The sequence below is a fragment of the Amycolatopsis sulphurea genome (genome assembly GCF_002564045.1).
Classification (GTDB): Bacteria; Actinomycetota; Actinomycetes; order Mycobacteriales; family Pseudonocardiaceae; genus Amycolatopsis; species Amycolatopsis sulphurea.
Map to the genome: position 1 here is coordinate 5009867 of NZ_PDJK01000002.1, position 26563 is coordinate 5036429.

The following is a 26563-nucleotide window of genomic DNA, read 5'->3' on the forward strand; positions in this document are numbered from 1 at the left end:
CCGGCAAGCCCACCCCGGAAGAATGGATCGATCGGTCATGGCTATTGATCTCGGACGGCGCACATTCCGCGCCGCGTCATCGACGGCGCCCCGGCGGGTGGCGGCGCTGGCGCTCGTTTCCCTTCTGGCCGCGTCATGTTCGGCCACCACCGGCTCCGGTCCCGGTGGTCCCGGCGGCGAACCCGTCACCGGGGGGACCCTGAAAGTGGGCGTGACGAGTGACATCTCGTCGCTGAACCCCTACGACGGCGCCGGCGAGTCGACCAGCCTGGTCCTGGCCCAGCTCAACGCCGGACTGTTCAAGCGGTTCAACGACAAGGTCATGCCGGCCATCGCCGAGGGCCTGGCCCCCTCGGCCGACGGGAAGTCGGTGACGATCACGCTGCGCAAAGGCCTGAAGTTCTCCGACGGGAAGCCGATCACCCCGAAGGACGTGGTGTTCTCGCTCGAACAGGCCAAGCAGGGCGGCGTGGTCGGGTCGCTCTACAAGGAGACGATCACCGCGGAGAAGGCGCAGGGCGCCGATCAGGTTGTGCTCGACCTCGTGCGGCCGACCATCAATCTCGACGCGTTGCTGTCCTACACCCAAGCCGCCATCATCCCCGACGGCTTTGGTGGGGCCGGCAAGGACGAGTTCTACCGGAACCCGGTCGGGGCAGGCCCGTTCTCGTTCACGGGGCGCCGGCCGGGCACCTCGGTCTCGCTGACCAAGAACAAGAACTTCTGGGACACGAAGAAGCCGTACGTCGATGCACTCGACTTCCAGGTGTTCAACAGCGTCAACGCGCTGACTTCGGCATTCCAGGCCGGGACCGTCCAGGCCGTCCCGTTCGCTCCGCGGGAATCGGTCCCCAGCTTCGCCGGGGCGAACGTCGTGCACACGGCGGCCGCTTCGACAGAGCTGGTCTTCGTCAACGGCCGCACGGGTCCGCTGAAGAGCGTTCAGGTCCGTCAGGCCATTTCGGCGGCGATCGATCGCAAGGCCATCGTGAAGCAGCTCGGCAGCACCGCCGACAAGCCGACCGAAACGTACCTCCCGGTGACCGTTCTGGGGCAGGCCCACTCGGCGCCGGTCGGCGACCAGGATCTCGCGAAAGCCAAGCAACTGCTGGCCGGGACCCCTTACAGCAGCGGCGCGTCGATCGAACTGATCTACCCCACCGGCGACGCGACGCTCGCCATGACCGTGCAGGCGATCCAGGAAGACCTCGCGAACGCCGGGATCAAGCTGAACGCGAAGGCACTCGACCTGGGTGCCTGGGTCCAGCGCCTGCTGGCCGGGAACTACGAGCTGGCCTACCAGAGCATCAGTGCCGCGGGCAGCACCGCCGAAGCGCCCCTGGCGTTCTACGTGACCTCCAACGCCATCGGCGGCGGCTGGTCCACCCAGGTGGCCAAGGACACCCTCCAGCAGTACCAGGCGGCCAAGGACGCGGCGGGTCAGGCGCAGGCGCTCGACACGTTTCAGAACTGGATCGGCTCCGAACTGCCGGTGATCCCGACGGTTTCGGTGAGCCCGGCGCTGGTTCTGTCCACAAAGGTCGGTGGATTCCAGGGCATGCCTACGGTGACGCAGCAATCCCTGCCGATGGAAGAGCTGTGGCTGGCCAAATGAGCGACGCCGGTGCCGGTCGCGGGTGACCGGCACCGGCCGCACGGCCACCCGGTATCCCGTCCGTCGAGGAAGCACGGCCCAGAGAAAAGGAGCCCCTGATGGTGCTCGGTGTGGTGAGACGGCTGGCCAGCGTGGTGATCCTCCTGTTCGGCGTGCTGGCCGTCGTGTTCCTGCTGGGGCAGAGCGCACCCGGGGATCCCGGGCGTCAGCTCCTCGGCCTCGACGCGCCGCAGAGCGCCGTCGACGCCATGAACCACAAGCTGGGCCTGGACCGCTCGTTGTGGAGCCAGTTCTGGTCCTACGTCGGCAACGTCCTCCACGGTGACCTCGGCCGGTCCTACAGCAGCTCCGAACCGGTGATCGGGCTGATCTGGGACCGGTTCGGGGCCACCGCCTGGTTGCTGGTCGCGGGACTGGCGCTGTCGCTGGCCCTTTCCGTCACCCTCGCGACGCTCGCGGCCCGCTATCGCGGGACCTGGGTCGACACAGCTGTCCGGTTGTTCACCGTGACTTCCATTGCCATGCCTGCCTTTTGGAGCGGTCTGCTCCTCGTACTCGTCGTCGCGCTCCCCACCGGCTGGTTCCCCGTGGGCGGTTTCGGGGACACGACCGTCGAGCACTTCCGCAGCATCGTGCTCCCGGCGATCACGCTGGCGATCGCCACCGCACCCATCCAGGTAAGGGTGTTGCGTTCGAACCTGATCGAGTCGCTGGGCTCGGGTTATGTCGAAGCGGCGGCCTCCCGCGGCGTCTCTCGGCACCGGCTCTTGACGCGGCATGCGTTGCCCAACGCGGCGGTCCCGGCGATCGCGGTGGTCTCGATCCAGGCTGGCTACCTGCTGTTCGGCTCGGTGATCGTCGAGAACACCTTCCAGCTCCCGGGCCTGGGGTCCGGATTGGTCACGGCCATCACCCAGCGCGATTACCCGATGATCAACGGCATCACCCTGCTGTTCGCGGTCCTGGTGGTCTCGTTCAGCCTGATCGGCGACGCGTTGTCGGCGATCGTCGATCCGCGAGTGAGGGCCTCATGAGCGATATGACCGCCAATCTGCCGGCCTCCGTGACGGCGTCCGCCACCAAGACGACGGGCAGCCGGCTCGGTTTCCGGATCGGGCTCACGATCGTGGGCGTCGCGATCGTGGTGGCCATCGTCGGCCCGTATCTCGTGCCGCACGACCCCTATCAGCAGGATTTGATGAACCGCCTGGCCGCGCCTTCGGGAGAGCACTGGCTTGGCACCGACGCGCTCGGGCGGGACGTGTTCTCGCGCCTGGTCGCCGCCACGCGGGTCGACCTCGGGGTCGGCATCCTCGGAGCTCTGTTCCCGTTCCTGCTCGGCACGCTCCTGGGCTGCGTCGCGGCGTACTTCGGCTCGATCTGGGACGCCATCGTCATGCGGCTGACCGATCTGGTGCTCGCTTTTCCCGTCTACGTCCTCATCATCACGCTCATCGCGGTCGGCGGGTCGGGGACCAGGACGCTGCTCATCGCCTTCACCGCGGTGGGCTGGGTCGGGTACGCGCGCCTCGTGCGGTCGGTCGTGCTGCGGGTCAAGAACGAGGACTACATCTCGGCCGCCCGGCTCGGCGGCGTCTCGCACGGCCGGATCATGGTGCGCCACCTGCTGCCGAACGTCCTGCGCAGCTCGCTGACCCTGCTCGTCACGGACGTCATGTTCGTGCTGCTGGGCCTGGCCTCCTTCTCCTACCTCGGGCTGGGCATCCAGCCGCCCACGCCCGACTGGGGGGCGATGATCGCCGACGCCCAGCCGTACATGCAGCAGCAGTGGTGGCTCATCGCCGCGCCGGGGGCCATGGTCGCCCTGGTCGGTTCGGGTCTGATGCTGATCGGAGAACGTCTCGATGACCGCACTCACTGAGGCCCCCGTCGCCATCGAGGTCGACGGGCTCACCTTGTCGGGTCCGTCCGGCCCGCTCGTCACCGGCGTCGCGCTCGACGTCAAGGCCGGCGAGTGCCTCGGGCTCGTCGGCGAGTCGGGCTCGGGCAAGACCTTGACCGTCCGGGCCATCGCGGGGCTGCTGCCGCGCGGCATCTCGCGGGACGCGGGGCGCGTCGACACCGCGGACGCGCGGGTCGGGATGGTCTTCCAGGACCCGATGCGGTCGCTCAATCCGACGTTCACCATCCGGCGCACGATGCGCGAGCCGCTGGTCCAGCATCACGCGCTGTCCCGCAAAGCCGCGGACAGCCGTGCTCTCGAGCTGCTGAACGACGTCGGGATCACGGACGCGCAGCGCGTGGCGGACAGCTATCCGCATCAGCTTTCCGGAGGGTTGCGGCAGCGGGTGCTGATCGCGGCCGCGCTGGCCTGCGATCCCCGGGTTCTGTTGTGCGACGAGCCCACGACAGCGCTGGACGTGACCACGCAGGCGACGATCCTCGACCTTCTGCAGCGGTTGCGGGAGGAACGAGAGCTGGCGATGCTCTTCGTCTCGCACGATCTCGCCGTCATCTCCCAGGTCTCCGATCGCGTGGCGGTGATGTACGCCGGCCAGATCGTGGAGGCCGGGCCGACGAGCGAGATCCTGCGTGCCCCGCGCCACGCCTACACCGCCGGGCTGCTGCGGTCGAGCCCGTCCGCCGGTGACCCGGATGCGCCGCTGTTCGCGATCGGGGGCACCGCTCCGCAGCGGATCGGTGACCTCACCGGCTGCCGCTTCGCACCCCGATGTCCTTGGGCGGCAACGGAATGCACGGCCGGGCCGGTCGAGTTAACCCGCCTCGGCGAACGGCAGTCCGTCCGCTGTGTTCGTCCCGCCGATGTCGCGGCGAGTCTTTCGCTGCCGGCCGAGAGCGGCGGCTGGCCGCGCGTCACGGAGGTCCTCGATGGCGATTCTTGAGATCGACGACGTCACGGTGACCTACGGTGCGACCCGTCGCCTCACCCGGCGGATGAGCACCTCGCATCTGGCCGTCGATCACGTGAGCCTGCAGGTGGAACGCGGGCAGATCGTGGGCGTGGTCGGCGAGTCCGGGTCGGGAAAGTCCAGTCTTGCCAAGGCGGTGGTCGGTCTCGTCGCTCCGGCGTCCGGTGAGATCCGGCTCAGCGGCCAGGCGCTCCCGGCCCGGCGTCCGCGTGCGGTGCGGCGCCGGATGCAGATGGTGTTCCAGGATCCGTCCTCGGCCCTGAATCCCGCCCTGACCGTCGGGAAGGTCATCGTCGAACTGCTGGAGATCGACGGGCTGGGCCGCTCGGCGGCGCGCGGCCGGGCCGTCGACCTGATCGAGATGGTGGGTCTGCCGCCGAGCATGCTCGACGTCCGGCCGGGAGCGTTGTCCGGCGGGCAGCGCCAGCGTGCCAGCATCGCGCGGGCACTCGCGACGAATCCCGAGGTGATCGTCGCCGACGAGCCGACGTCCGCGCTCGATGTGTCGGTGCAGGCGACCGTCCTCAATCTGCTGCGCGAGTTCACCGGGTCGCTCGGGCTTGCGGTCCTGTTCATCACCCATGACCTCGGCGTGGTCCGGCGGCTGTGTGACGAGGTCGCCGTCATGCAGAAGGGACGCATCGTCGAGCGAGGACGGACCGCCTCGGTCTTCGACGCCGCGACCGATCCGTACACCCGGCAGCTCTTGGCCTCGATCCCGGTGATCGGCTAGCACCGCCCTGATCGGTATGACCAGTCTTGCTGGGAAGTCCAACTCCACCTGCGAGATGTCCCGCAAATGGTGCCGCTAAGGCGATCATGCTGGGAAATTGGTATGACAAGTCTGTTGACTGGTGTGACCCGGGTCATCCATACTTCGTCCCCAACGACGAGGCGTGACCGCAGTGCGGTCCTCGGAACCCGGAGGTGGACGTGGCACGCAAAGTGCTCATCGCGTGGGGAGTGGCGGCTGCCGTGCTGCTGGCCGGATGCGGGGGACAAGGGACGGCGAGCGACCAGAAGATCAAGGTCGGGCTGGTGACCCAGGCCTGGGACAACCCGGCGATCAAGGACATGTCCAACGCGGCCGAGGCGGCGGCCGCCGCGAAGGGCAACATCGAGCTGCTCTCCCAGGACAGCCGCGATATGCAGGACATGGTCACCAAGCTGCAGGCGATGATCGGCCGCGGTGTCAAGGCGCTCGGCATCGAGCCCTGGGACAAGCAGCAGATCATGCCGATCCTGAACCAGGCGAAGGCGGCGAACATCCCGGTCTTCATCCTGCAGTCGGAGATCGACGGTGCGCACGGCAAGGGCCTGGTCGTCACCTCGATCATCGGGGACGAGACGGCGGGCGGCACGGTCGCCGGCACCTGGCTCGGCCGGCAGCTGAAGGGCCCGGCGAAGGTCGCGGTGCTCGAAGGTGCCCCGGCCGACACACCCGGCATCGAGCGTGCGAACGGGTTCGTGCAAGGCCTGAGCGCGGCCAACCCGAGCGCGGCCGTCGTCGCCCGGCAGCCGGCGGATTGGGCGCGGGACAAGGCTTTGCGGGTGACGACCGACATCCTGACCGCGCATCCCGACGTGCACGCGGTGTTCGCCGACAACGACGAGATGGCCTTCGGGGCGATCTCGGCGCTCGAAGCCCGCAATCTCAAGGGAAAGGTGCCCGTCGTCGGCTACAACGGCACGTGCATCGGGCTCCGGGCCACCTATCAGGGCACCTTCGCCGCCGACGGAATCCTCTTCCTGGACCATGTCGGTGCGGAGTTCGTGAACTCCGTCGTCGCCCGGCTCGACGGGAAGACCGTGCCCGAGAAGGTCGAGCCGCCGATCACCCTGCTCACCACCGCCCAGCTCAAGCAGATCGCGGAGGGGGCGAAATCGGTCGAGGTGAACGGAAAGCCGTTCGCCGTCGACGCGGCTTTGGCCAAGCGCGTGAACGACGCGGTGGCCGGCCGGTGCTGACCACTCGACGGGAGGTGTCCTGATGATCCCCGCCACCGAACCGGCCGCGAGCCGGAAAGTGCTTGCCGCGCACCAGGTCGCCAAAACCTACGGCGGTGTCTACGCCCTGCGCGACGCCGACTTCACCGTCCACTCCGGACAGGTTCACGCGCTGCTCGGCGAGAACGGCGCGGGCAAGTCCACGCTGGTGAAGATCCTCACCGGAGTGCACTCGCCCGACCACGGGAAGGTGCTGATCGACGGCGAGCCGGTCGCCTTTCACTCGCCGCTGCACGCCGAGCGCCTGGGCATTCACGCGATTCATCAGCATCTGGCGCTGGTCCGGGGGCTGAGCATCGTCGACAACTTCCTCCTGGGCCGGACCCACGCGGGCGATCGGGCGGGGCGCTTCGGCTTCCTCGACCGGCGCGAGGCCGCCAAGGTCGCCGAAGAGGCGGTGGCCGCGGTCGGGCTGCACGTCGATCCGTTCACGAGGGTCTCCGAGCTGTCCTTGCCGCAGGCCCAGCTCGTGCAGATCGCGCGGGCGTTGACTGCCGAGGCCAAGGTGCTGGTCCTGGACGAGCCGACCGCTGCGCTGACTCCGGCCGATCGCGACAACCTGTTCGAGCGGCTCGATCGGCTCCGCGGCGACGGCGTCGGGCTGGTCTACATCAGCCACCGGCTCGACGAGATCACCGCGCTCTGCGACCGTGCGACGATCCTGCGGGACGGCCGGATCGTCCGCGAAATGGCCAAGGACGAGCTGACCGTCGACGCCATGATCGAGGCGATGCTGGATCGGCCGGTTCAGCAGCTGTACCCGCCGCGTGCGGACGGGCCGTCCGGTTCGCCGGTGCTGCGGGTCGAGAAGCTGACGGTCGCGGGGCAGCCGCCGGTGGGGTTCACGGTCGACGGCGGTGAGGTACTCGGCCTGACCGGTCTGGTGGACGCCGGGATGGTTCCGGTGGCCGAAGCGGTGTGCGGCAGCCGCCGGGCGGAATCGGGCGCGGTGTTCGTGGACGGGTCCGAGTCCTTGCCCCGCACCGCGTTGGAGGGCATGCGGCACGGCATCGCGCTCGTTCCGGCGGACCGTTCGCAAGCGCTGGTCGCCGGTCTGAGCATCGCCGAAAACCTGGCGCTGACCTCGTCGAGCCGGGCACAGCTCGCCTCTCGCACCCGGAGCCGGTTCCGCTGGCTCTCGCGTCGGCGGACCAGGGCCGACGCGGTGGGGGTGATCGATCGCTTCGCGGTCGACCCGCGCCGCCCGGAGCTGGCCACCGGTTCGCTCAGCGGCGGGAATCAGCAGAAGATCGTGCTCGCCAAGGCGGTTTCGCTGGCACCTCGCGTGCTGGTACTCGTCGAGCCGACGGCCGGCGTCGACGTGGGGAGCCGGGCGCAGATCTACCGCCTGCTGCGCGAGATCGCCGCCCAGGGCGTCGCGGTGCTGCTGGTGAGTTCGGACATGCAGGAGGTCTGCGGTCTGAGCGACCGGGTGTGCGTGTTCCGCGCGGGCGCGATCGTTGCGGAGATCCCTGGCCCAACCACCGAGCGGGACATCATGGGGCACGCGACCCGGCCGCCGGCGGGTGTGCAGTGAGCGAAAGCGACTCCCCGGACGGGTCGCGCTCCGCCGCCGCGAGCCGTCGCCGCCCGCCGCTCCCGGCGTCGCCGCGGCCGCTTCTCGGTATGCTTCGCCCCATGGCAGGCCCACTCAGCGGTGTTCGCGATCATGTCGTGTCGATGATCGTCACGGGCGAACTGCGCCCCGGGGCCGCGCTGCCCGCCGAACGGGAACTCGCGATCCGCCTCGGGGTCTCCCGCCCCCTGGTGCGCGAGGCCCTGCGGAGTCTCGAAGCGGTGAACATCGTCGAGTCCCGCCGCGGCGCCGGAACCTACGTCACGGAGCTGAGCCCGGAGCTGCTGCTCGCCCCGCTGAGCCACGCGTTCCGGCTCATCCACGGTTCGTACCTCGACCTGTTCCAGGTGCGGCGGTTCCTGGAACCCGCGGCCGCCGCGGAGGCGGCCGGCTCGGTCGGGGAAGACCACCTCGCCGAAATGGACGAGCTGCTCGCGGCACTCGACGAACTCGACGAGGACACGTTCCCGGAGAACGACCTGGCGTTTCACGAATGGATCGTCCGGCAGACCGGCAATCCGCTGCTGCTCAGCATCATCCGGGGCATCCGGGACCTGGAGTTCACCGTGCTCGAAGTGACCGCGGCGAGCGCACGGAACCGGGAACAGTCGCAGATCGAGCACCGCGCGATCGGCAAGGCGATCCGCGAGGGCGATCCCGAACGCGCCAAGGCGGCGATGCTGCTGCACCTTGCGCGGGTCGAGGATCAGCTGCGCAGTTCCGCGGCCGGGAGCCCGGAGCTGGCCGAAGAAACGCAGTGAGCTGTCCGGTCTCCGACGACGGACGCCCTGGCCGGTAAGCCTCAGCGGGTGGCGGAAGCTCTTCCCGCTCCGGCAACGTCGGCGCCGCAGGCCGCACCTGTTCCATCGGCACCTCGTACCGGGCGGGGATCTCCTGCGCATTGGCCTGGAAGTCGCAGATGATCGGCCATGGGTTTTCTGTCCAGTGTTTCGCACGACAGGTGAAGGCAGCTCGGATCGCAGTCCTTCGGCTTGCTCTCGAGTCAGGCGTTGGCCGTCCGGCGCCTCGGCAGCCGGCGCGGAAGCAGCCGGCGGCTGCGAATGTTGCCTGCTCACCGGTCTGGTGTCACGCTTCAGCTTGAAATAGGACGGCCACTGCGCTGGGGCCAATCCGGGAAACCGGCCTCACCTCAGACCAGCACGATCCCGGTAGACCTTGCTCCTGATCAGCCGGGCCGCTTCCCCGTATCCCAGCGAGTCGCCGACCGTGTGCACCAGTTCGCCGGACTTCAGGGACTGGGATATGTACGGGAGGGGGCGATCATGGCAAGCGTCGAGGAGTTGGCGGCAGCCGTCCGTACGGCACTCGACAAGCTGCCCCCGGCTGGGCTGGAGCAAGCTGCCACCTTGACCGACGAAGCCCGGCAAGCCCTTCTCCAGGTCGGCTCTGAGCAACCGCAGCTACAGCAGGCGGTCGGAGGGCTGGGAGAAACAGCCGAGAACATCGGTGTTCTCCGGCAGCTCGTTGAACGCACCGCCGGCCTGCTGACCGGCTACCTGGACAAGCTCGGCGTGAGCGCCCCGCCGTCGGAGAACTCGAGCACGGCGGGAAGTTCCACGCCCCGGGCCGACAATAGGCCCGCCGTAGCGCCCGCGAAGCCAGACGGCCAGAAGCTCAGCCGCGAGCACGCCGAAGCCTTGCAGGCCGACATGCCGCTGCCGGTCGTCAGCAACACTGGTGTCAAGACGCATGGCCGCTGGGTAGACGAGCACGGCCAGGCGCACGAGATCACCAGCGGCCGGGACGAAGACGCCGCCGAGGCCGCCCGGCTGCTCCAGGAACATGGCATACCGCCGCGTGGCGACCTGGCGGCGACGGCCGACGTTGAACAGAAGCTCGCGGCGCGCATGGTGCGGGAAGGCCGCAAGCACTTGGATGTGTCCTTGAACAACCGGCCGTGCAGGGTCCATACGGCTGTGACACGCTGGTGCCGATTATCCTGCCCGAGGGCTACACGATGACGGTGCACGCCCCGAACTACCGCAAGACGTTCACCGGAGGAGCCAAGCCGTGGTCACGCTAGAAGTCTGGTACAACCAGGAGCCGGACAACGACTATTCCGAGGGTGATCCGGCAATCGTCATTGAGACGCCGGAGGAACTCGACGCGCTCATTGCACGGGTGCAAGCCGAGACCAAAGATGTTGCGGTGCCGTCAATGGTGGAGTGCTCCGTGGCCGGCGACCCACAGCGCGGCGTGTTCGACATGGGCATCGGGCAGGCAAAGGGCTTTGTCATGTTCATGACACCGGAACCTGTGCAGACACACAGTGACGGCGACCCTGGTGAATACGTCATCTACGACTACATGGCGCACGTACGGGAAATACCAGCCAGTTACGAAGTGCCGATGGACGAGGTGCGACGTGTGGCACGCGAATTCCTGGCAACAGGAACCGTGCCGACGGGCTTGACGCGTAAAATCGACGTCAAGTAACGCCGGTTTCGGGGGAACCTGACCGCAGGCTGTGAAGGGGCCCTTCACGGACTCAGAGTCTGTGAAGGGCCCCTTCACAGCCCGCCGCGCCCACCGAACCCGCGCTACTCGACGACAACCCCCGCCGCCCGCAACGCACGCGCGACAAGGTGCGCACCCATTTCCCGCTTCTCGGCGGTAACCGTGCCGACGGCGTCGAAGTCGTTGCCGACCGCGCTGTCGAAAACCCTGCGAGACAGCCGTCCGGTCGACGAGGTGAGGAGCGTTTCGAGGCTGGGCAACCGGAACGGCCGATCCGCCACGCCGAAAGCGACGGCGCGGCCGCGCTCCTCGCTGTCCTCGGCCGGTAATGTCAGCGCGGCGCCGGCTTCCGCGAAGTCGCCGTGCCGGGGTGCGAATTCCTCGAAGCCCCAGCGTCCGCCGGTGTTCGGGACCTCGAAGTCCAGGTGGGTGAGGATCTCGTCCTCCTCGACGGTGGTGCTGAGGTAGCCGAGGAAGAAGTCGCCGGCCTGCTCCACGCGCTCGCCGCGGGTGGACTTCAGGGTGATCCGGGCGTCCGCGAGCAGCATCGTCGCCGCCATTTCGGCGGACGGGTCGGCGTGCGCCACGCTGCCGCCGATCGTGCCCCGCGAACGGATCTGGACGTGGCCCACCCAGCTTGCCGCCGTGGCCAGCAGCGGCCAGGCGGCCCGGACCTCCGCCGCCCGTGCGAGCCAGCCCGTGGTGGTCATGGCGCCCAGGCGGAAACCCCGGCCGGTGATCGTTCGCTCGGCCAGCTCCGTGACGGTGCCGAGGTCGACCAGGACCGGCGGGCGGACCAGGCGGTAGTTCAGCATCGGCAGCAGGCTCTGGCCCCCGGCGAGCACCTTGCCGCCCTCTTCGGCGCACTCCGCGAGGTCGTCGAGCGCGCGCCCGAGCGTGGCCGGTGCGCGGTACAGGAACGACGAGGGCTTCATGGGCCCAACTCTACGCGTTGGACTGACCAGTGTCACGATCTGAGGCCGATTTGACGGCGTGTTGACCAGTTTTGGTCGCGAGATCAAAAAATCGGTAAGGCCAATTCCTTGACGGCGGGGCACCGGCGTGGTGTTATTCGGGTCACCCCGGCTGTGCGTCCCCTTCGGAAGGAGGAGCTGGTGAGTGCTACTCGACTGCCCCCGGCGCAGACCGCCGAGCCGGTCCCGGCGCCGGTTCGCAAGCGCCGTCCCGTCTGGTCCCGCGTCCTCGCGTCGCCGATCGCGGGAACCTCGGTGGCGCTGATCGCGGTGTGCGGGGTCCTGGCCGCCATCGCGCCCGATTTCGCCACCGTCGGGAACGTGCTGAACATCCTGCTCGCGGCCTCGACCCTGACCGTCCTGGCCTGTGGTCTGACCGTGGCGCTGATCGCCGGCGAAATCGACCTCTCGGTCGGCTCGGTCGAAGCGCTGACGGGGTCGGTGGCCGCGGTCATGATCGTCACCTACGGCATCCCGTGGCCGCTGGCGATCGTCGGCGGGATCGCCGCCGGTGCCGCGGCCGGATTCGTGAACGGCCTCTTCCTCACGAGGTTCGCGGTGCCCTCCTTCGTCGCTTCACTGGCGATGCTGAGCATCGCCAGTGGTGCGGCCAATCTGCTGACCAACGGCACCTCGGTGTTCGGCCTCGGCAGCCAGTTCGGCTTCCTCGGCACCGGAAAGGTGTTCGGCATCCCGGTGCCGGTCCTCATCGCCGCGGTCGTCGCCGTGGTACTGGCGGTGACGCTGCGCCGGACCAGCTTCGGGCTCGACGTCTACGCTGTCGGCGGAAACCGTGAGGCGGCAAGGCTTTCCGGCGTCGGCATCGCGAGCATCAAGATCAAGGTGCTGGTGCTCAGCGGCGCGCTGGCCGGGCTGGCCGGGCTCATCATCGCCGCCCGGCTCGATTCCGGTTCGGGCACCGTCGGCACCCAGGACCTGATGGCGGCGATCGCGGCCGTGGTCATCGGCGGGACCTCGCTCAACGGGGGAGTCGGCAGCATCGGCGGCTCCGTCGTCGGCGCGCTGCTCATCGCCACCATCCAGAACGGCCTGGTGCTGATGAACATCACCGCGTTCTGGCAGCAGGTCGCGATCGGCTCGCTGATCCTCATCGCCGCTCTGCTGGAGCGGCTGTCCCGGCTCACTCTCGGAGGCAAGCCAGCATGACCACGCACCAGGAGTACGACCTCGTCATCCGGGGTGGCACCGTCGTCAACGCCGACACGATGGCCGCCGGTGACGTCGCCGTCCGCGACGGCAAGGTAGTCCGGGTCGGCACCGTCGAGGGCGCCGGAGCCGACGAGGTCGACGCCACCGGCTGCCTGGTGGTGCCGGGCGCCATCGACGTGCACACCCACTTCCACCACTACGTGGGCTACGTCGGCTCGCACAACGCCGACGACTACGACTCCGGCACCCGCGCCGCCGCCGCGGGCGGGATCACCACCATCATCAACTACGCCTTCCAGGAAGAAGGCGAAACGCTGATGGCCGCCATCGAACGCGACCTCGAACTGGCGAGGACGACGGCGAACATCGACTACGGGCTGCACGTCGTGGTCACCGACGACGCGGAGAAGGCCGTCGCCGAGTTCCCCCAAGTGGTCGACGCCGGGGTGACCAGCGTCAAGGTTTTCGGTGCCGTGTCGGGGTTTCAGCTACCGGACGCGGGAATTCTCGAAGTGCTCCGGGCGGCTCGTGACGCCGGCATGATCGTCAACGTGCACGCCGAGGACGGGGTGCTCATCGACTTCCTCACCCGCACGTTCGAGCGGCGCGGGGACCTGGGCGTCGAGTTCCTGCCCCAGGCGAGGCCGCCGCAGGCGGAAACGATCGCCACGCGCAAGATCGCCGAGTATGCCGCGCTCCTCGAAGCGCCGGTGTACTTCGTGCATCTGAGCACCGAGGGAGCGCTTGACGCGGTCCGCGACGCCCGCAAGAAGTTCGGCCGGATCTTCGTCGAGACGCGCCCGGTGTATCTGTTTCTGGAGCAGAGCGTCTACCAGTTGCCGGACAAGGAAGGCAACAAGTACGTGTGCCTCCCGCCGATCCGGTCTGCCACCGATTCCGCGGCGCTGTGGGAAGGCTTGCAGGGCGGCGAGATCCAGACGTATGCGACCGACCATGCGCCGTGGAAGGCCGAGCAGAAGCTCGCCGACGCACCGTTCTGGCGGATTCCCGCGGGCGTCTCGAACCTTCAGACCAGCGTGCCGATGCTGTTCTCCGAAGGCGTGCGGACGGGCAAGCTCGACGCTCGCCGGTTCGTGGCGCTCACGTCCACCAACCCGGCCAAGCTCTTCGGCATGCATCCGGCCAAGGGCGTGCTCGCGCCGGGTGCCGACGCCGACATCGCGGTGATCGATCCCGAGGACGTCCGGCGGCTCACCGTCGACGAAATGCATTCCAACGCCGACTACGACCCGTACGAAGGGTACGAGTGCCATGGCTGGCCGCGATTCGTCTTCTCTCGTGGGGTCCTGGTCGCCGAGCGCGGCAACGCCCGGCACAATCCGGGGCGCGGCCAGTACATTCGCCGGCAAGCCGGCAACTACGATGTCTGAGCCCCCGGCCGGCGACCTCACCGTGGGGGTCGTCCAGACGCCTGCCGGTGGCATCGAACCCGCGGCGGTCCTCGATCTGGGGCGCACCCTCGGGCGGCACGATCTGCTCGTCTTTCCCGAAATGGCGAACACGCCGTACTTCCCGCTGGCCGGAGTCGATCCCCGGAATCGGCCCGGACCACGGGCTCTTCCGCTGGAGGAGGTCGTCGATCCTTTTCGGACACTCGCCAAACGGTTGTCCGCCAACCTGGTCGCCGGCGTCTGCTTCACCGACGGGCGACGGGTGCGCAACGCCGCCGTCGTGCTCGACCGGGATGGCCGGATCGTTGCGGGGAGAGGCGTCACCAGCGGCGAATACCATGCTGTCTACGAGAAAACCCACCTCTGCACGGTGCGTGGCTACGGATCGACGTTCGTGGAGGACGAGCATTTCGAAGCCGGGCCGGAGCTGCTGACCTGGGACCTCGATTTCGGCCGCATCGGCGTGCTCGTCTGTTACGACCGGCATTTTCCTGGCGCATGGGCGACGCTCACCGCCAATTCGGCCGACATCGTCGCGGTCCCCACCGCGTCGCCGCAGGGGACTGAACCGACCTTCGCCGCCGAGATGCAGGCCATGGCGCTGCAGCAGAGCGCCGTCGTGGCGGTCGCGAACCGGCACGGCCGGGAAGTCCTCGGCGACAGCGACGTGACGTACCTGGGCCAGTCCATGGTCATCGGGCCGGACGGGCGGATCGCCCGGATCGCCGACGCCGGACCGGGCACCACGGCGACGGGGGCCTTCGCGAAGACCGCGATCGCGACCACGGCCCGCGCCATGGGCCTGCGCGGCGCACAACGACCGGACCTCTACACCTACCGCCCGACGAGCTGAGCGAGGAAAAACTACGACCATGACCACGACCCGAGTCGCCGACATCATCGGTCAGATCCTCGCGGACCAGGGGATCGACACCTTCTTCATGCTCACCGGTGGCGATCCCGCCCTGTGGACCGCGTTCCAGCGGCGCGGCATCCGGATGATCCCGTGCCGCAGCGAGCAAGGCGCCGTGTACATGGCCGACGGCTACGCCCGGATCACCGGACGGCCGACGTTCGTCTACGGCCAGCACGGTCCCGGATCGGCGAACGTGGCCGCGGCGCTGGCCGACGCGTATTGGGCGATGAGCCCCGTCGTCTCCCTCACCAGCTCCGTGCCCGCCGCCACCCGCGACCGGCACGAATACCAGCTGCTCGATCAGCTCGCGCTCCACCAGCCGGTGACCCACTGGGCGGGTGAGGCCCGCCAGGGCGACCACGTCCGGCGGATGCTCCTGCGCGCGATGCACGAGGCGGTTTCGGCGCCCGGACCGGCGCACCTCGATGTGCCCAGGGACGTGATCGCCGAGACGACCGAGCCCGAGGCGGCTGCCGCTGCGCCGACCACCCGGCTGACCGCGCCGATGTACCGGCCGCTGCCGTCCGCCGAGGTGCTTGGTTCGATGATCGACGCGCTGACCTCCGCGCGGCGGCTGGTCATCCTGGCCGGGTCCGGCGCACGTGTTTCCGGTGCCGGCGACGAAATCACCCAGCTCGCCGAGCTGCTTCAGGCACCGGTGGTGACCTCGATCGGCGGCAAGGGCAGCATCGCCGACAGCCATCGGCTCGGCGCCGGCGTCGTCGGCCGGTACGCGGCACCGATCTCCAACCGGATCGCCCGGGAGGCCGATCTGGTGCTGGTGCTCGGCAGCCGCACCGGCTCGGTGACCAGCGACTCCTTCACGCTGTTCGAGGAGGTCCCGCTGATCCGGGTCGACACCGCGACCGGTTCCCTCGATCCGGCGGCCGGGCTCAACGTGCTCGGCGACGTCAAGGCCACCGTCGCCGCTCTGATCGAGGCGCTCTCGACCGACCCGGCGCGCGGCACGGCCGCGCGCGACCGCACCTGGCTGGCCGAGTGCGTCGGCGAAATCGCGAACTGGCGGGCGCATGCCCTGGACACGGCCGACCCCGGCACCGAGCACATGCACCCTCGCGAGGTCGTCTCGACGATCGCGGACGCCTTGGACGGCGAGGACATCGTCGTCGCGGACACCGGCTACATGGCCGCGTGGGCAGGCGTGCTTTACCCGCAGCGGAGCACGGGCGCGACCTTCCTCCGTGCCGCCGGGTCACTCGGCTGGGCGATTCCGGGCGCGCTCGGTGCGCAACTCGCCGCCCCGGGTCGGCGGGTCGTGTGCATCACCGGCGACGGAGGCGCGGGCTACAACCTCGCCGAGCTGGAGACGGCCGCGCGCGTGGGCATTCCCGCCACGATCGTGGTCATGAACAACGGGACCCTGGCTTTCGAGTACCACCTGCAGAAGTACGTCGAGGGCAACATCATCCCGGAGATCAACGACTTCGGGGACGCGAGCTACGCCGGCGCCGCGGTCGCGCTCGGGGCACGCGGCGTCACCGTCCGGACCGCGGCCGAGCTGGCGAAGGCGCTGAGCGAGGCCGGCGGTGCGCCGACGCTGATCGACGCCCGGATCGATCCGGAAGCGATCGCCCCCGTGACCTCTTACGCTGCGAGTATGCCGATGCCGACCGGAGCATGAGCAGGAAAGGCGGGCAGCCGGAATGAGAATCACCGTCGAGGTCAACGGCCGCACCCGGGAGTCCGATGTGGAGCCGCGGATGCTGCTCTGTGACTACCTCCGGCACGAGCTGGGGCTCACGGGCACGCATGTCGGCTGCGAGCACGGTGTGTGCGGCGCGTGCACCGTGCTCGTCGACGGTGAGGCCGTCCGCTCGTGTCTCACTCTCGCGGTCCAGATGTCCGGCCGGTCGGTGCGGACCGTGGAGGATCTGGCGCCGGAGGGGGAGGAGCTGACCGAGATCCAGCTGGCGTTCCGGAAGCATCACGCCCTGCAATGCGGATTCTGCACGCCGGGGATTCTCATGTCGCTGACCGCCGAGCAGAACCGGCCCGCTCCGTCGCGGGAGGACGCGCTGGACAGCGTGCGCGGGCACATCTGCCGGTGCACCGGATACCGCGGCATCAAGCGGGTCGTCGAAGAGGTCTTCGCCGAGTCCGATGCGGAGAACCCGAGATGACGGGAAAGGCGACCGGCACACCGGTGGAGCGGGTGGAGGACGAACGTCTTCTGCGTGGTCTCGGCGCCTACGTCGACGATTTGGTCACGCCGGAGACCCTGCACGCGTACTTCGTGCGTTCGGTGCACGCCAACGCCCGGATCACCGCGATCGACGTCGAACAGGCCAAGCGCCTCAACGGTGTCCGTGCCGTGTGGACCGGACATGATCTCGGCGACCTGAACGGCCCGCTGCCCCTGCTCGCCCCGCACCCGGACCTCATCGCGCCGCGGACGCAGCTGCCGCTGGCCGTGGACCGGGTGCGGTATGTCGGCGAGGCGATCGTCATGATCGTGGCGGACAACCGGTACCGGGCCGAGGACGCGGCCGAGCTGGTCGAGATCGACTATGAGCCGCTCCCCGCCGTCGTCGAGTTCTCCGATAGCGGCCGGGGGAGGGTGCACGACGACGTCGCCGACAACGTCGCGGCGGTGGTCCACCAGTCTCGCGGCGATGTCGAAGCCGCGCTGGCCGCTGCACCGCACCAGCTCACGCTCGACCTGGAGATCGAGCGCAGCGGCGGCATGCCGATGGAGGGCAGGGGAGTGCACGCCACGTGGGATCGGCGCACGGGACGCCTGCACGTGTCCGACTCGACCCAGTCGCACGTGGCCATCCGGCAGGGCCTCAGCCGGATTCTCGGCCTGCCGCTGGACCGGCTCGAAGTCGTCGCCCCGGACGTCGGCGGCGGTTTCGGCACCAAGATCATGCTCTTCTACCCGGAGGAGGTGCTCGTCCCGCTCGCGGCCATGCGCCTCGAAGCGGCCGTGGCCTGGACCGAGGACCGGTACGAGCACTTCATCAGCGCCAATCAGGAACGCGGCCAGGTGCACCAGGCGACCGTGGGCTACGACGCCGACGGCAAGCTGCTGGCAGTGCGAACTGCGTTCGTCCACGACACCGGCGCCTACATTCCGTACGGGATCGCGGTGCCGGCCGTGACCGGGACGCACCTGCCCGGCCAGTATCACGTGCCGGACTACGAATTCACCGGCCGCGTGATCTACACCAGCAAGCCGCCGGTCAGCCCGTATCGCGGGGCCGGCCGTCCGCAGGGTGTGTTCGTGATCGAACGGCTCATCGGCGCGGTGGCGAAGTCGCTCGGCCTGGAGCCCAGCGAAGTGCGTCGGCGCAATTTCGTTCCTGAGGACGCTTTTCCTTACGACACCGGCCTGGATCTGCACGACGGAAGCCGCGCGATCTACGACAGCGGCCGATACGCCAAGGGTTTCCAGCTCGCGATGGGGCACGCTGACCTGCCTGCTTTCCGCGCCCGGCAGAAGGAGCGCCGAAACGAGGGACGATTCACCGGCATCGGGTCGGCCACCTACGTCGAAGGGACCGGCGTGGGCCCGTACGAAGGCTGCACCGCGGCGCTGAACCCGAACGGCAGGATCGTGGTCGAGGTTTCCGTGCCTTCTCAAGGACAAGGGCACGCGACCACGTTCGCGCAAGTGGCGGCCGACGTCCTTGGCTGCGATCCAGCCGACGTCGTCGTCCGGTCGACTTCGGGCGGCGCCGGCGCGGTGGGGCACGGGACCTTCGGCAGCCGCGCCGCCGTGATGGCCGGTAACGCCGTGGCTGCGGCGGCCACCACCCTGCGTCGGCAAATCCTTGACACCGCAGCGGAATTCTTCGAATGCGCCGTCGAAGACCTGACCATCGACCACGGACTCGTCCGGGTCGCGGGCACCGGCGCGGGCCTGTCCCTGGCGGAGCTCGCCACCGGCGCCAACCCGATCCGGTATCCGGCCGGACCTGCGGCACCGGGTCCGCGGGCCGGGAGCGACGCGCCGCCGATCGCCTTGTCGGCGACCGAGTACTTCCGCCAGCGGCAGTGGGTGTTCGGCTCCGGTGCGCACGTCGCCGAGGTGGAGGTCGACCCCGCCACGGGCAAGACGACCCTGCTCAACTACGTCGTGGTGCACGACTGCGGCCGGGTCCTCAACCCGCTCGTCGTCGACGGGCAGATCCTGGGCGGGCTGGTCCAGGGCATCGGGGGCGCGCTGCTGGAGCTGTTCACCTTCGACGACACCGGCCAGCCCACCACGACCAGCTACCTCGACTTCCGGCTGCCCACCGTCGACGACCTGCCCCCGCTCGTGCTGGACGAGCTGCAGACCCCCTCGCCGTGGAACCCGCTCGGGATCAAGGGCACCGGGGAGGCGGGCATCATCCCCGTCGCCGCCGCGATCGCCGAGGCGATCGAAGACGCGCTCGAACCCTTCGGGGTGTCCGTGCACCGCATGCCGATGACCTCGCCGCGGGTGCGGCACCTGATTGCCACATCCACCCCGCTACCAAAGGAATCGTGACCGTGGAACTCCTGCACGAGTTCGCCATCGCCGCGCCCCCGGACGCCGTGTTCGGCTTCCTGCTCGATGCGCCGGGTGTCGTCACCTGCGTCCCCGGCGTCACCATCGACCGGATCGTGGACGAATCGACGTTCGAAGGAAGCCTCAAGGTCAAAGTCGGCCCGGTGACGGTGCGCTACCGGGGAAACGGCTGCATCACCGCCGTGGACAAGGACAAACGGGCAGCCACGATCCGGGCCGAGGGCGAGGAACAAGGCGCGGCCGGCACGGTGGTGGCCACCATGGAGATGTCGGTGGCCGAGGCCGAGGGCCAGTCCCGCGTCACCATCCACACGGATCTCGCGATCGCCGGGCGGGTCGCCACGATGGGCCGCGGAGTGCTCCAGCAGGTGAGCAACCAGCTGGTCGGCCAGGCGGCCCAGCAGATCGAGAGCCGGATTCTCGGTTCCGCACCGGAAACCTCGGCCGAGGTGCGGACACCGGCCGCCGCCCCGGCGGCCGGAAAGCCGGAACTCGCAGTCGGCGCCCTGGTCAAGGGGATGATTTTGGGCTGGCTGCGCAAGGCACTCGTCGTGGTGCTGTTCGGTATCGAGCGGCTCGCCGCCCGTACCCGCGAAAGGATCAAGGGATGAGCACCACCGCGACGCACTGGAAGACGGAGCGCGATACGACGGTGACGGCCCGGACGAGCTGCCGATCCTGACCCGGCCGGCTACGCCTCGCCGGCAGCGCGGACGTCGAAGCCGTGGTTTCCGCGGCGGTGGCGGCCTTTCCGGCTTGGCGGGACACGTCGCTCGCGCGGCGCACTTCGGTACTGTTCGCCTTCCGTGAGTTGCTCAACAAGCGCAAGGAACAGCGCGCGGAGATCATCACGCGCGAACACGGCAAGGTACTCAGCGATGCGCCGGGGGAGGTCGCGCGGGGTCAGGAAGTCGTCGAATTCGCTTGTGGGGCACCGCATCTGCTCAAGGGAAGCGCCACGGTCAATGCGGGCACCCGGGTCGACGTGCAGTCCATCCGGCAGCCGGTGGGACCGGTCGCGGTCATCGCGCCGGTCCTCCTGGCCGCCGACCATGCCCCGCCGGCCGACCTCGACGAGGATCACGCGGGTGTCCAGGCCGTAGCGGGCAGCGCCCGCTACGGCCTGGCGGAGGAAGCTCGAATAGACGCCCGCGTAGCCCAGGCTCAGCAGGTCTTGCGTACGTATTCGGCGTTGCCCAGCGGCGCGACGCCGTGGTCGCGCCGGACGATGCTCAGCCGCCCGCCACCCTCGGCACAAGCTTTCGCGAGTCCTTCGTCGGTGTATTCGATGACGACCACGTGGTCACCGAACGCAGACATGTACTCGGCACAGTCGCCTTGTTCGCCGCATTCCTCCACGACGGCGAAATCCAGGCCGTTCGCGGCGTGGCGGGGAGCGAGTTCCGAGGTGTTCTTCTGTGCCACCGCGAGCCCCTTGCCGTGCGCGTGGGCGGACAGCAGCCGGACGAACTCCTGCGCCTCGGTGTCGGTGAGCAGGCCTTCCGAGCGGAGGAAGCTGTCGTAGTTGTCCGGCTCGACCGCCTGAAATCCCTTGTCCGCGCATTGGTCGATCCAGCCGTACACCTTGGCCGCGACGCGCTCCCGCTTTTCCGGCGTCCGCAGGTCCAGCAGGGTCTCGTGCCAGTCGTTGTCCACGACGAGCTTCCCGTCGCCGCCGCGCAGCAGCAGGTCGGCGTCCCATTCGGCGTCCGCGCCGGGCTGCGCCTGGAACGCGTTCACGTAGCAGATGTTGTAGAGGCCCGCGGCCGGCGCGACACTGTGGTCACGGCTGACCACGGTGACCCCTTCGGGCGGCGGATAGCTGCCGCCCAGCTGGTAATCGACCGGCGCGCCGGTCGGGGGCGCGTTCACCGGCCGAGGGGCGGCCGATCCGGTACTCGGCACGGCGGCAGGGGCGCTCGTGTCGGCGGCGTCCGGACCGGACTCCGAGCAGGCGCTAGCAGTGAACAGCAGGGCGGCCGCGAGCGCACCGCGGAGGAAACGACCCATGAATCTTGTCCATTCTTTCTGGTGATCACGTCTGCTGGTGCAGAAGACGGTGCGGCACTGTGAGATCACGGGGGATCGGCGTATCCCCGGTGATCGCGTCGAACACCGCGAGCAAGTCTACAGTGGACTGAACGTCGTGCACGCGGAGGATCTGCTCCGGCAGGTGACGCAGCGCCGCGATGGCGCCGAGCGTGCCCGCTGTGCGATCCACGGGGGAGCGTTGGGTCAACGCGCCGACGAAGTCCTTGCGGGACAAGGCAAGCAGGAGCGGCTTGCCGAATTCGGCGAAGCGCCGGGCATTGCGCAGCAGCTCGATCGTCTGCGCCGGGGTCTTGGTGAAGTCCGGGCCGGGGTCGAGGATGATCGCGTTCTCGGGCAGGCCCAGGCGCACCGCCAGCTCGCACTGCCGATCGAGGTACCGCATCGTCTCCATGGTCACGTCTTGGTACCGATCCGGGTCCTGGAGCTTGTGCAGCGGAGGAGCGCTGGTGTGCATGATCACCAGCGCGGCTGCATGCCGCGCGCAGAGTTCGGCGATCCGCTGGTTCCGCAGGCCGGAGACGTCGTTGATGATGTGCGCGCCCGCGTCGAGCACCGCTTCGGCGACGTCGTCCTTGAAGGTGTCGACCGAGATCAGCATGCCGGGCAGCGAGCGGGCGATCTCCCGCACCACCGGGCGCACGGCCGCGATCTCGGCCTCGGCCGGAACCGGCGCCCGGCCGGTGATGCCCGACTGGGCCCCGACGTCGATGATCGCCGCCCCCTCATCGGCGAACCGTGCCGCCCGGTCGAGCAGCTTGTCCAGGTCCCGCGGGCCGGGGTCGGAGAAGGAGTCGGTGTTGGCGTTGAGGATCGCCATGACGAGCGGCCGATCGGTCCGGACCTGCCGCCCCTTCACCCGAAGCTCGCCCACTCGAGTACCTCCTGCCGGATCGCCGATGCGGCGATCAGCTTATCGCCTGGGGTTTCGCCGTCACGGCGAAGCCGCCGGACGCCGGAGATACGCGAGGATCAGGCCGATCGAGGCGATCACCAGGTTCCGGAACGCGGGTTCGAGCCCGTTCCAGCTGCTGGACTGCCACATCTGGAACCATTCACCACCGATGACGATGAATCCGCAGCCGAAGAGCACCACCTGCATGAGCCACCCGATCACGGCGAGGCACCGGGCCGAGCCGCCCTGCCCGGTGCGGAACCACGCCGCGAGGCTGATCAGCAGGATCAGCGCGGTGAGCATCTCCCAGGCGATGATGGCGAGGTAGGCGGCGTCCACAAGCCCCGGCGCGGTGATCGCCCGCCACATCACGCCGGGCGAGGTGAACGTGGTGTCCATCGCCAGTACGTGGCGGACGAAGGCCCGGTTCGTCTCGAAGTCGGTGACATTCCCGACCGCGACGAGGGTCATCTGCAGGGCGGTGATCCCGGTCAGGACCGCCACCGCCAAGGATCCGTCGATGATCTTTCTGAAGCGTGGCACTCGGGCACGCTACCGACCGGCCCGCAGGCCAGGGTCGTATTTTCCGGCAGGTACTCGATCTGCGGGCGCAGCGGGATCGCATGCTCGGCCCGTTTCGGATCATCCGGATGCGGAGTCCGCAACAGGAGCCGCCGCCATGGTCGCCTCGGTGCCGCCGGGCAGCTGACGGCTGATCGGCGTCGATGTCCTCGACACCGGCCGCGCCGACGTACTGCCCGGGACGAGGGTCGAAATCCGGCCCGGCCGCATCGGCGGGTCATCGAGTCCGTGAAGGGGCCCTTCATGGACTCTGAGTCTGTGAAGGGCCCCTTCACAGACCTTGCCCGTGCGGAGCGCCCGGGTGGGCTGTCCGGGTGAAGCTTCCTGCCGGCCCGGCGGACCGGCGGATCGTGCGCACTGCGGCCGAGGGTCTGCCGAACGGCGGCTTTCACCGTCGTGGGTGTCCGTGCCGCACGGTGAGTGATCGCATGTGCGGCAAAAGAGAGGAATGCGCAATTCGCCGTCCTTCGGATGTATCAGTCGGAGAGTTTCGTTCTCTCGTCCCGAGGGGAAAAAATCCCTCCGGGTGCCGGACGGGCGACAGTATGATTCTTTTGTCTGTTCCCTGGGAGGCTGGGACATGAACACGGTAGCGGCCGGGCGGGCGGATCCGCCCCAGGACGAGCGGCGCCGCCCCCGCCCGGTGGGCGGCCGGCAGCGTGGCGCCGCGCTGCCGGTACCCCTGGTCGGGCGCGCTGCCGAGTACGCCGTGCTGGCCGACGCGGTCACCGCTGCCGGGTCGGGCCGCGGCGGCGGGCTGCTCGTGTGCGGGCCGCCCGGCATCGGCAAGTCCCGGCTGGCCGCGGAAACGGTCGGGCTGGCGCGGGACAAGGGGTTCACCGTCGTCGAAGGCCGGGCCGATCCGTTGCTGTCCGGGCTTGCCTACGCGCCGATCGTGCAGGCTTTCCGCGATCACCTGAGGGCGCCCTCCGGCGAGGGTATAGAGGAACTCGGCGTGCTGTTCCCCGACCTGCGGCCGGACGCGCCGTCCACCGGGGATCCGGCGTTGCAGCGGACCCGGATGTACGAATCGGTCCTGGCGGTCACGCGACGGCTCGCCGCCCGGAATCCCGTGCTGCTGTTCCTCGACGACGTGCACTGCGCCGACCGCGGGACGGTCGAGCTGCTGTACTACATCGGCCGCAACGCGGGGGAGCTGCCGGTGCTCGTGCTCGCCTGCTTCCGTTCGGGCGTGGCCAACGAAGCGCTCACCGCGATGGCGGCCGCGACCCGGCGCGATCCCACCGGCCGGCTGCTGGAACTCGCCCCGCTGACCGACCGGGCGGTGCGCGAGCTGGTCGGGCACCTGCTGGGCGCGCCGCCGTCGCCCGCGCTGCTGCGGGCGGTCACGTCGCGGGCCTCCGGGATCGCGTTGTTCGTCGTGGCGCTGACCCGGCATCTGGCCACCGGCCGGATGTCCGGCCCACTGCCCGAGGTGATCCGGGACGTGGTGCTGGAACAGGTGAACCAGCTCGGTGAGACCGAGCGCCGGCTGCTCGAAGTCGTCGCGGTGGCCGGGGTGCACGGCCGTCCGGCGGTGCTGGGCACCGTGGCCGGGCTGGACGACCCGGTGCTGCACGCCGCCTTGCGCCGCCTGGCCCGCACGAGGCTGGTCGTCGAGCACCGGTCCGGCGCCGAACCGCACTACCGGATCGCGCATCCGCTGTACGCGGAAGCGATCTACGGCGAACTCGGCATTTCCGAACGGCGTTCGCTGCATGCCGCGGTCGGCGCCGCGCTGGACGCGAGCGGGGCGGGCAGCACGGTGGCGTCCGCACCGCATTACGCCGCCGGTGGTGACCGTGTCCCCGCCGCGCGCGCGGTCGAAGTGTTCAGCGATGCCGGCCGGCGAGCGCTGACCGTGGGCGAGCTGGACGAGGCCGTTGACTATTTCCTCGCCGCGCTCCGCCGCGCCCGGGAGGTGCGGCCCGAAGCGGTGCCCGCGCTGCTGGTCGACCTGGCCCGGGTGGAGCAGGGGCGCGGCCGGCTCGGCGAAGCCGCCGCACTGCTCGACGGCGCGGTCACGCTCGGCGCGCGCCGGGGCGAGGAACCCGAGCGGTTGCGGGCGTGGCGGCATCTGCAGGCATTGCTGGAAGCGGAGCGCGGCAACGTGCGGGCCGCGGTCGATCTGGCCCGGGCCACCGGACGCCGGCCGGACCGCGATCCGCCGATGCGCCTGATGATCCACTGGATCATCGCCCTGCGCGAGGTCGACCTCGCGGAACTGGCGCTGGTGTCGAAAGAACTCGCCGAGCTTCCGTCCACACACGACACTCCGACGGCGCACGCGGCGGCCCGCCTGGGGGCCGGGGTGCTCGCCGCGCTGGCCGGCGATCCCGCGACCGCGTTCGCCGAGCTGTCCGAGGCGCTGGAGCTGGCCGGCCGCTGCGGGGGCGACGCACCGCACGTCGCGTTCCCGATCCGGATGCTGCTCAACGGGCTGGCCGTGGTGCGCGGCGACCTGGCCACCGGGATCCGGGTGGCGGACGTCGAGAGCACGGCCCCGGTCCGGCTGTGGCTGCCGGGCGCCACCTGTTACCTGGAGACCATGCTCGCGACCACCCGGTACTACGCCGGTGACCTCGCGACGGCGCTGACCCACCTGGATCACGCCGTCGCCGAGGCCCGCCGGGTCGGCGGCGACCGGCTGGAGAGCCGGACCCTGGCCACGCGGTCGTTCCTGCGAGCCGAGCGCGGCGACCTCGACGGCGCGGAGGCGGACCTGACCGCCGCGCGCCGGCGTTACGACCCGGAGCAGATCGACCTGAAGGACGCGGTCGAACTGGCCGCGACCGCGCTGGCGGTGCGCCGTGGTGCGCCCGCCGACGTTCCGCCGCTCACCGGCACGCTGCCGTTCGGCGACGTTCAGCTCAACTGCCTCCGCACCGCCTTCGCCGGGTACGCCGCCGTGCACTCCGGAGACGAGGACGAGGCCGATCGCATCACCGGCCTGCTGCGCGCGAGCGGGCACGATGCGGCGGTGCCGGCCGCGCTCGCGGATCTGCAGCAGGGACTCACCGCCATCCTGCGGGGCGCCCGCGCCGAAGCCGGGCGGCTGCTGCGGGATGCCGCGATCGCGTTGCGTGGCATGGGGGTGAAGCTGCTGGCGGCGCATGCGGAACTCGAACTGGCGGAGCTGCTGCCCCGGGCCGAGGCAGCGGAGCTGACCGGCGCCGCGACGGCCGTGCTCGCCGCCGCGGGCAGCAGCCCGTTCCCGGCGCGGGCCACGCGGCGCGGCCGGCCGATCGGCAAGGCGGGTGCGCTGACCCGGCGGGAGTCGGAGATTGCTCCCCTGGTGGGGCAGGGGTTGTCGAATGCGGAGATCGCCGCTCGGTTGTTTCTCAGCGAGCGGACGGTGGAGACCCATTTGCGCAACGTCTACCGGAAGCTGGGGCTGCGATCCCGGGTCAGCCTCGCGCGGTGGGTGCGCTGACCCCGGCGTCCGTGGTGACCTGGTTTCGGGTCTGTGAAGGGGCCCTTCA

The 26563-nt window shown here is 69.6% G+C and carries 21 protein-coding genes and 3 pseudogenes; 19 read left to right on the forward strand and 5 right to left on the reverse strand.

Annotation, left to right across the window (positions count from 1 at the left end):
* The first annotated feature begins 37 nt into the window (after window positions 1-37).
* The 10 genes and pseudogenes from ATK36_RS28930 (at window position 38) to ATK36_RS28975 (ending at window position 10546) form a co-directional block, all read left to right on the forward strand.
* Window positions 38-1615 carry an ABC transporter substrate-binding protein gene (locus tag ATK36_RS28930; RefSeq protein WP_170069945.1) on the forward strand — a complete coding sequence of 526 codons (1578 nt, stop codon included), beginning with the start codon at window positions 38-40 and terminating at the stop codon, window positions 1613-1615.
* A 98-nt stretch (window positions 1616-1713) separates the two neighbouring features.
* Entirely contained in the window at window positions 1714-2649 is a 936-nt protein-coding gene (locus ATK36_RS28935; protein WP_098514342.1) for an ABC transporter permease, read from the forward strand.
* Window positions 2646-3497 carry an ABC transporter permease gene (locus ATK36_RS28940; protein WP_098514343.1) on the forward strand — a complete coding sequence of 284 codons (852 nt, stop codon included), beginning with the start codon at window positions 2646-2648 and terminating at the stop codon, window positions 3495-3497. The genes ATK36_RS28935 and ATK36_RS28940 overlap by 4 nt, the downstream gene beginning before the upstream one ends.
* Complete coding sequence (locus ATK36_RS28945) at window positions 3481-4479, forward strand: ABC transporter ATP-binding protein (RefSeq protein ID WP_098514344.1); 999 nt, start codon at window positions 3481-3483, stop codon at window positions 4477-4479. The genes ATK36_RS28940 and ATK36_RS28945 overlap by 17 nt, the downstream gene beginning before the upstream one ends.
* Window positions 4466-5239, forward strand: a complete 774-nt coding sequence (locus tag ATK36_RS28950; protein WP_170069946.1) for an ABC transporter ATP-binding protein — start codon at window positions 4466-4468, stop codon at window positions 5237-5239. Before ATK36_RS28945 ends, ATK36_RS28950 begins: the two co-directional genes overlap by 14 nt.
* 200 nt (window positions 5240-5439) lie before the next feature.
* The gene (locus ATK36_RS28955; protein ID WP_170069947.1) at window positions 5440-6474 is read left to right on the forward strand and encodes a sugar ABC transporter substrate-binding protein; all 1035 of its coding nucleotides are present in this window, start codon (window positions 5440-5442) and stop codon (window positions 6472-6474) included.
* A 22-nt stretch (window positions 6475-6496) separates the two neighbouring features.
* On the forward strand, window positions 6497-8050 hold the full coding sequence (locus ATK36_RS28960; protein WP_098514347.1) for a sugar ABC transporter ATP-binding protein: 1554 nt from the start codon (window positions 6497-6499) through the stop codon (window positions 8048-8050).
* A 101-nt stretch (window positions 8051-8151) separates the two neighbouring features.
* Window positions 8152-8850: a FadR/GntR family transcriptional regulator gene (locus ATK36_RS28965; protein ID WP_170069948.1), complete on the forward strand. Its 699-nt coding sequence runs from the start codon at window positions 8152-8154 to the stop codon at window positions 8848-8850.
* A gap of 909 nt (window positions 8851-9759) precedes the next feature.
* Window positions 9760-10133: pseudogene (locus ATK36_RS34025) on the forward strand (DddA-like double-stranded DNA deaminase toxin).
* The gene (locus ATK36_RS28975; protein WP_098514349.1) at window positions 10121-10546 is read left to right on the forward strand and encodes an Imm1 family immunity protein; all 426 of its coding nucleotides are present in this window, start codon (window positions 10121-10123) and stop codon (window positions 10544-10546) included. The pseudogene ATK36_RS34025 and the gene ATK36_RS28975 overlap by 13 nt, the downstream one beginning before the upstream one ends.
* Window positions 10547-10650: 104 nt before the next feature.
* On the opposite strand, the gene ATK36_RS28980 is transcribed toward ATK36_RS28975, so the two are convergent.
* Complete coding sequence (locus tag ATK36_RS28980) at window positions 10651-11502, reverse strand: FAD binding domain-containing protein (protein WP_098514350.1); 852 nt, start codon at window positions 11500-11502, stop codon at window positions 10651-10653.
* A gap of 180 nt (window positions 11503-11682) precedes the next feature.
* Here ATK36_RS28980 and ATK36_RS28985 point away from each other — a divergent pair, with 180 nt between their 5' ends.
* The 8 genes and pseudogenes from ATK36_RS28985 to ATK36_RS29020 form a co-directional block, all read left to right on the forward strand.
* Window positions 11683-12708, forward strand: a complete 1026-nt coding sequence (locus ATK36_RS28985; RefSeq protein WP_170069949.1) for an ABC transporter permease — start codon at window positions 11683-11685, stop codon at window positions 12706-12708.
* Complete coding sequence (gene hydA / locus ATK36_RS28990) at window positions 12705-14102, forward strand: dihydropyrimidinase (RefSeq protein WP_098514352.1); 1398 nt, start codon at window positions 12705-12707, stop codon at window positions 14100-14102. Before ATK36_RS28985 ends, hydA begins: the two co-directional genes overlap by 4 nt.
* Complete coding sequence (locus ATK36_RS28995) at window positions 14095-14976, forward strand: carbon-nitrogen hydrolase family protein (protein WP_170069950.1); 882 nt, start codon at window positions 14095-14097, stop codon at window positions 14974-14976. Before hydA ends, ATK36_RS28995 begins: the two co-directional genes overlap by 8 nt.
* A gap of 19 nt (window positions 14977-14995) precedes the next feature.
* A complete protein-coding gene (locus ATK36_RS29000) occupies window positions 14996-16681 on the forward strand; it encodes a thiamine pyrophosphate-binding protein (RefSeq protein ID WP_098514354.1) in 1686 nt (561 codons plus the stop codon).
* A 22-nt stretch (window positions 16682-16703) separates the two neighbouring features.
* Window positions 16704-17180: a (2Fe-2S)-binding protein gene (locus ATK36_RS29005; RefSeq protein ID WP_098514355.1), complete on the forward strand. Its 477-nt coding sequence runs from the start codon at window positions 16704-16706 to the stop codon at window positions 17178-17180.
* Window positions 17177-19534 (forward strand): xanthine dehydrogenase family protein molybdopterin-binding subunit, encoded by a 2358-nt coding sequence (locus ATK36_RS29010; RefSeq protein WP_098514356.1) that lies wholly within the window; start codon window positions 17177-17179, stop codon window positions 19532-19534. Before ATK36_RS29005 ends, ATK36_RS29010 begins: the two co-directional genes overlap by 4 nt.
* The gene (locus ATK36_RS29015; RefSeq protein ID WP_170069951.1) at window positions 19531-20166 is read left to right on the forward strand and encodes an SRPBCC family protein; all 636 of its coding nucleotides are present in this window, start codon (window positions 19531-19533) and stop codon (window positions 20164-20166) included. The genes ATK36_RS29010 and ATK36_RS29015 overlap by 4 nt, the downstream gene beginning before the upstream one ends.
* 86 nt (window positions 20167-20252) lie before the next feature.
* A pseudogene (locus ATK36_RS29020) lies at window positions 20253-20588 on the forward strand (aldehyde dehydrogenase family protein); the annotation flags it as partial.
* A 60-nt stretch (window positions 20589-20648) separates the two neighbouring features.
* Here the strand turns inward: ATK36_RS29020 and ATK36_RS34890 are convergent.
* The 4 genes and pseudogenes from ATK36_RS34890 to ATK36_RS29040 all read right to left on the reverse strand — a co-directional run.
* A pseudogene (locus tag ATK36_RS34890) lies at window positions 20649-20741 on the reverse strand (hypothetical protein); the annotation flags it as partial.
* Window positions 20720-21565 (reverse strand): endo alpha-1,4 polygalactosaminidase, encoded by an 846-nt coding sequence (locus ATK36_RS29030; protein ID WP_098514357.1) that lies wholly within the window; start codon window positions 21563-21565, stop codon window positions 20720-20722. The gene ATK36_RS29030 and the pseudogene ATK36_RS34890, both read right to left, overlap by 22 nt.
* Window positions 21566-21590: 25 nt before the next feature.
* Window positions 21591-22478, reverse strand: a complete 888-nt coding sequence (folP, locus tag ATK36_RS29035) for a dihydropteroate synthase (RefSeq protein WP_098514358.1) — start codon at window positions 22476-22478, stop codon at window positions 21591-21593.
* Window positions 22479-22538: 60 nt separating this feature from the next.
* The gene (locus tag ATK36_RS29040) at window positions 22539-23042 is read right to left on the reverse strand and encodes a DUF2165 domain-containing protein (RefSeq protein ID WP_245915287.1); all 504 of its coding nucleotides are present in this window, start codon (window positions 23040-23042) and stop codon (window positions 22539-22541) included.
* A 619-nt stretch (window positions 23043-23661) separates the two neighbouring features.
* Between ATK36_RS29040 and ATK36_RS29045 the strand changes: the two genes are divergently transcribed.
* Window positions 23662-26514 (forward strand): ATP-binding protein, encoded by a 2853-nt coding sequence (locus ATK36_RS29045; protein ID WP_170069952.1) that lies wholly within the window; start codon window positions 23662-23664, stop codon window positions 26512-26514.
* The last annotated feature ends 49 nt before the right edge of the window (window positions 26515-26563 follow it).

Coding starts and splice junctions, on each gene's coding strand:
- ATK36_RS28940 (WP_098514343.1), top strand. CDS start 2,646: ATGAGCGATATGACCGCCAATCTGCCGGCCTCCGTGACGGCGTCCGCC.
- ATK36_RS28945 (WP_098514344.1), top strand. CDS start 3,481: ATGACCGCACTCACTGAGGCCCCCGTCGCCATCGAGGTCGACGGGCTC.
- ATK36_RS28950 (WP_170069946.1), top strand. CDS start 4,466: ATGGCGATTCTTGAGATCGACGACGTCACGGTGACCTACGGTGCGACC.
- hydA (WP_098514352.1), top strand. CDS start 12,705: ATGACCACGCACCAGGAGTACGACCTCGTCATCCGGGGTGGCACCGTC.
- ATK36_RS29010 (WP_098514356.1), top strand. CDS start 17,177: ATGACGGGAAAGGCGACCGGCACACCGGTGGAGCGGGTGGAGGACGAA.
- ATK36_RS28965 (WP_170069948.1), top strand. CDS start 8,152: ATGGCAGGCCCACTCAGCGGTGTTCGCGATCATGTCGTGTCGATGATC.
- ATK36_RS29000 (WP_098514354.1), top strand. CDS start 14,996: ATGACCACGACCCGAGTCGCCGACATCATCGGTCAGATCCTCGCGGAC.
- ATK36_RS28930 (WP_170069945.1), top strand. CDS start 38: ATGGCTATTGATCTCGGACGGCGCACATTCCGCGCCGCGTCATCGACG.
- ATK36_RS29005 (WP_098514355.1), top strand. CDS start 16,704: ATGAGAATCACCGTCGAGGTCAACGGCCGCACCCGGGAGTCCGATGTG.
- ATK36_RS29030 (WP_098514357.1), bottom strand. CDS start 21,565: ATGGGTCGTTTCCTCCGCGGTGCGCTCGCGGCCGCCCTGCTGTTCACT.
- ATK36_RS28980 (WP_098514350.1), bottom strand. CDS start 11,502: ATGAAGCCCTCGTCGTTCCTGTACCGCGCACCGGCCACGCTCGGGCGC.
- ATK36_RS28935 (WP_098514342.1), top strand. CDS start 1,714: ATGGTGCTCGGTGTGGTGAGACGGCTGGCCAGCGTGGTGATCCTCCTG.
- ATK36_RS28995 (WP_170069950.1), top strand. CDS start 14,095: ATGTCTGAGCCCCCGGCCGGCGACCTCACCGTGGGGGTCGTCCAGACG.
- ATK36_RS29045 (WP_170069952.1), top strand. CDS start 23,662: ATGAACACGGTAGCGGCCGGGCGGGCGGATCCGCCCCAGGACGAGCGG.
- ATK36_RS28960 (WP_098514347.1), top strand. CDS start 6,497: ATGATCCCCGCCACCGAACCGGCCGCGAGCCGGAAAGTGCTTGCCGCG.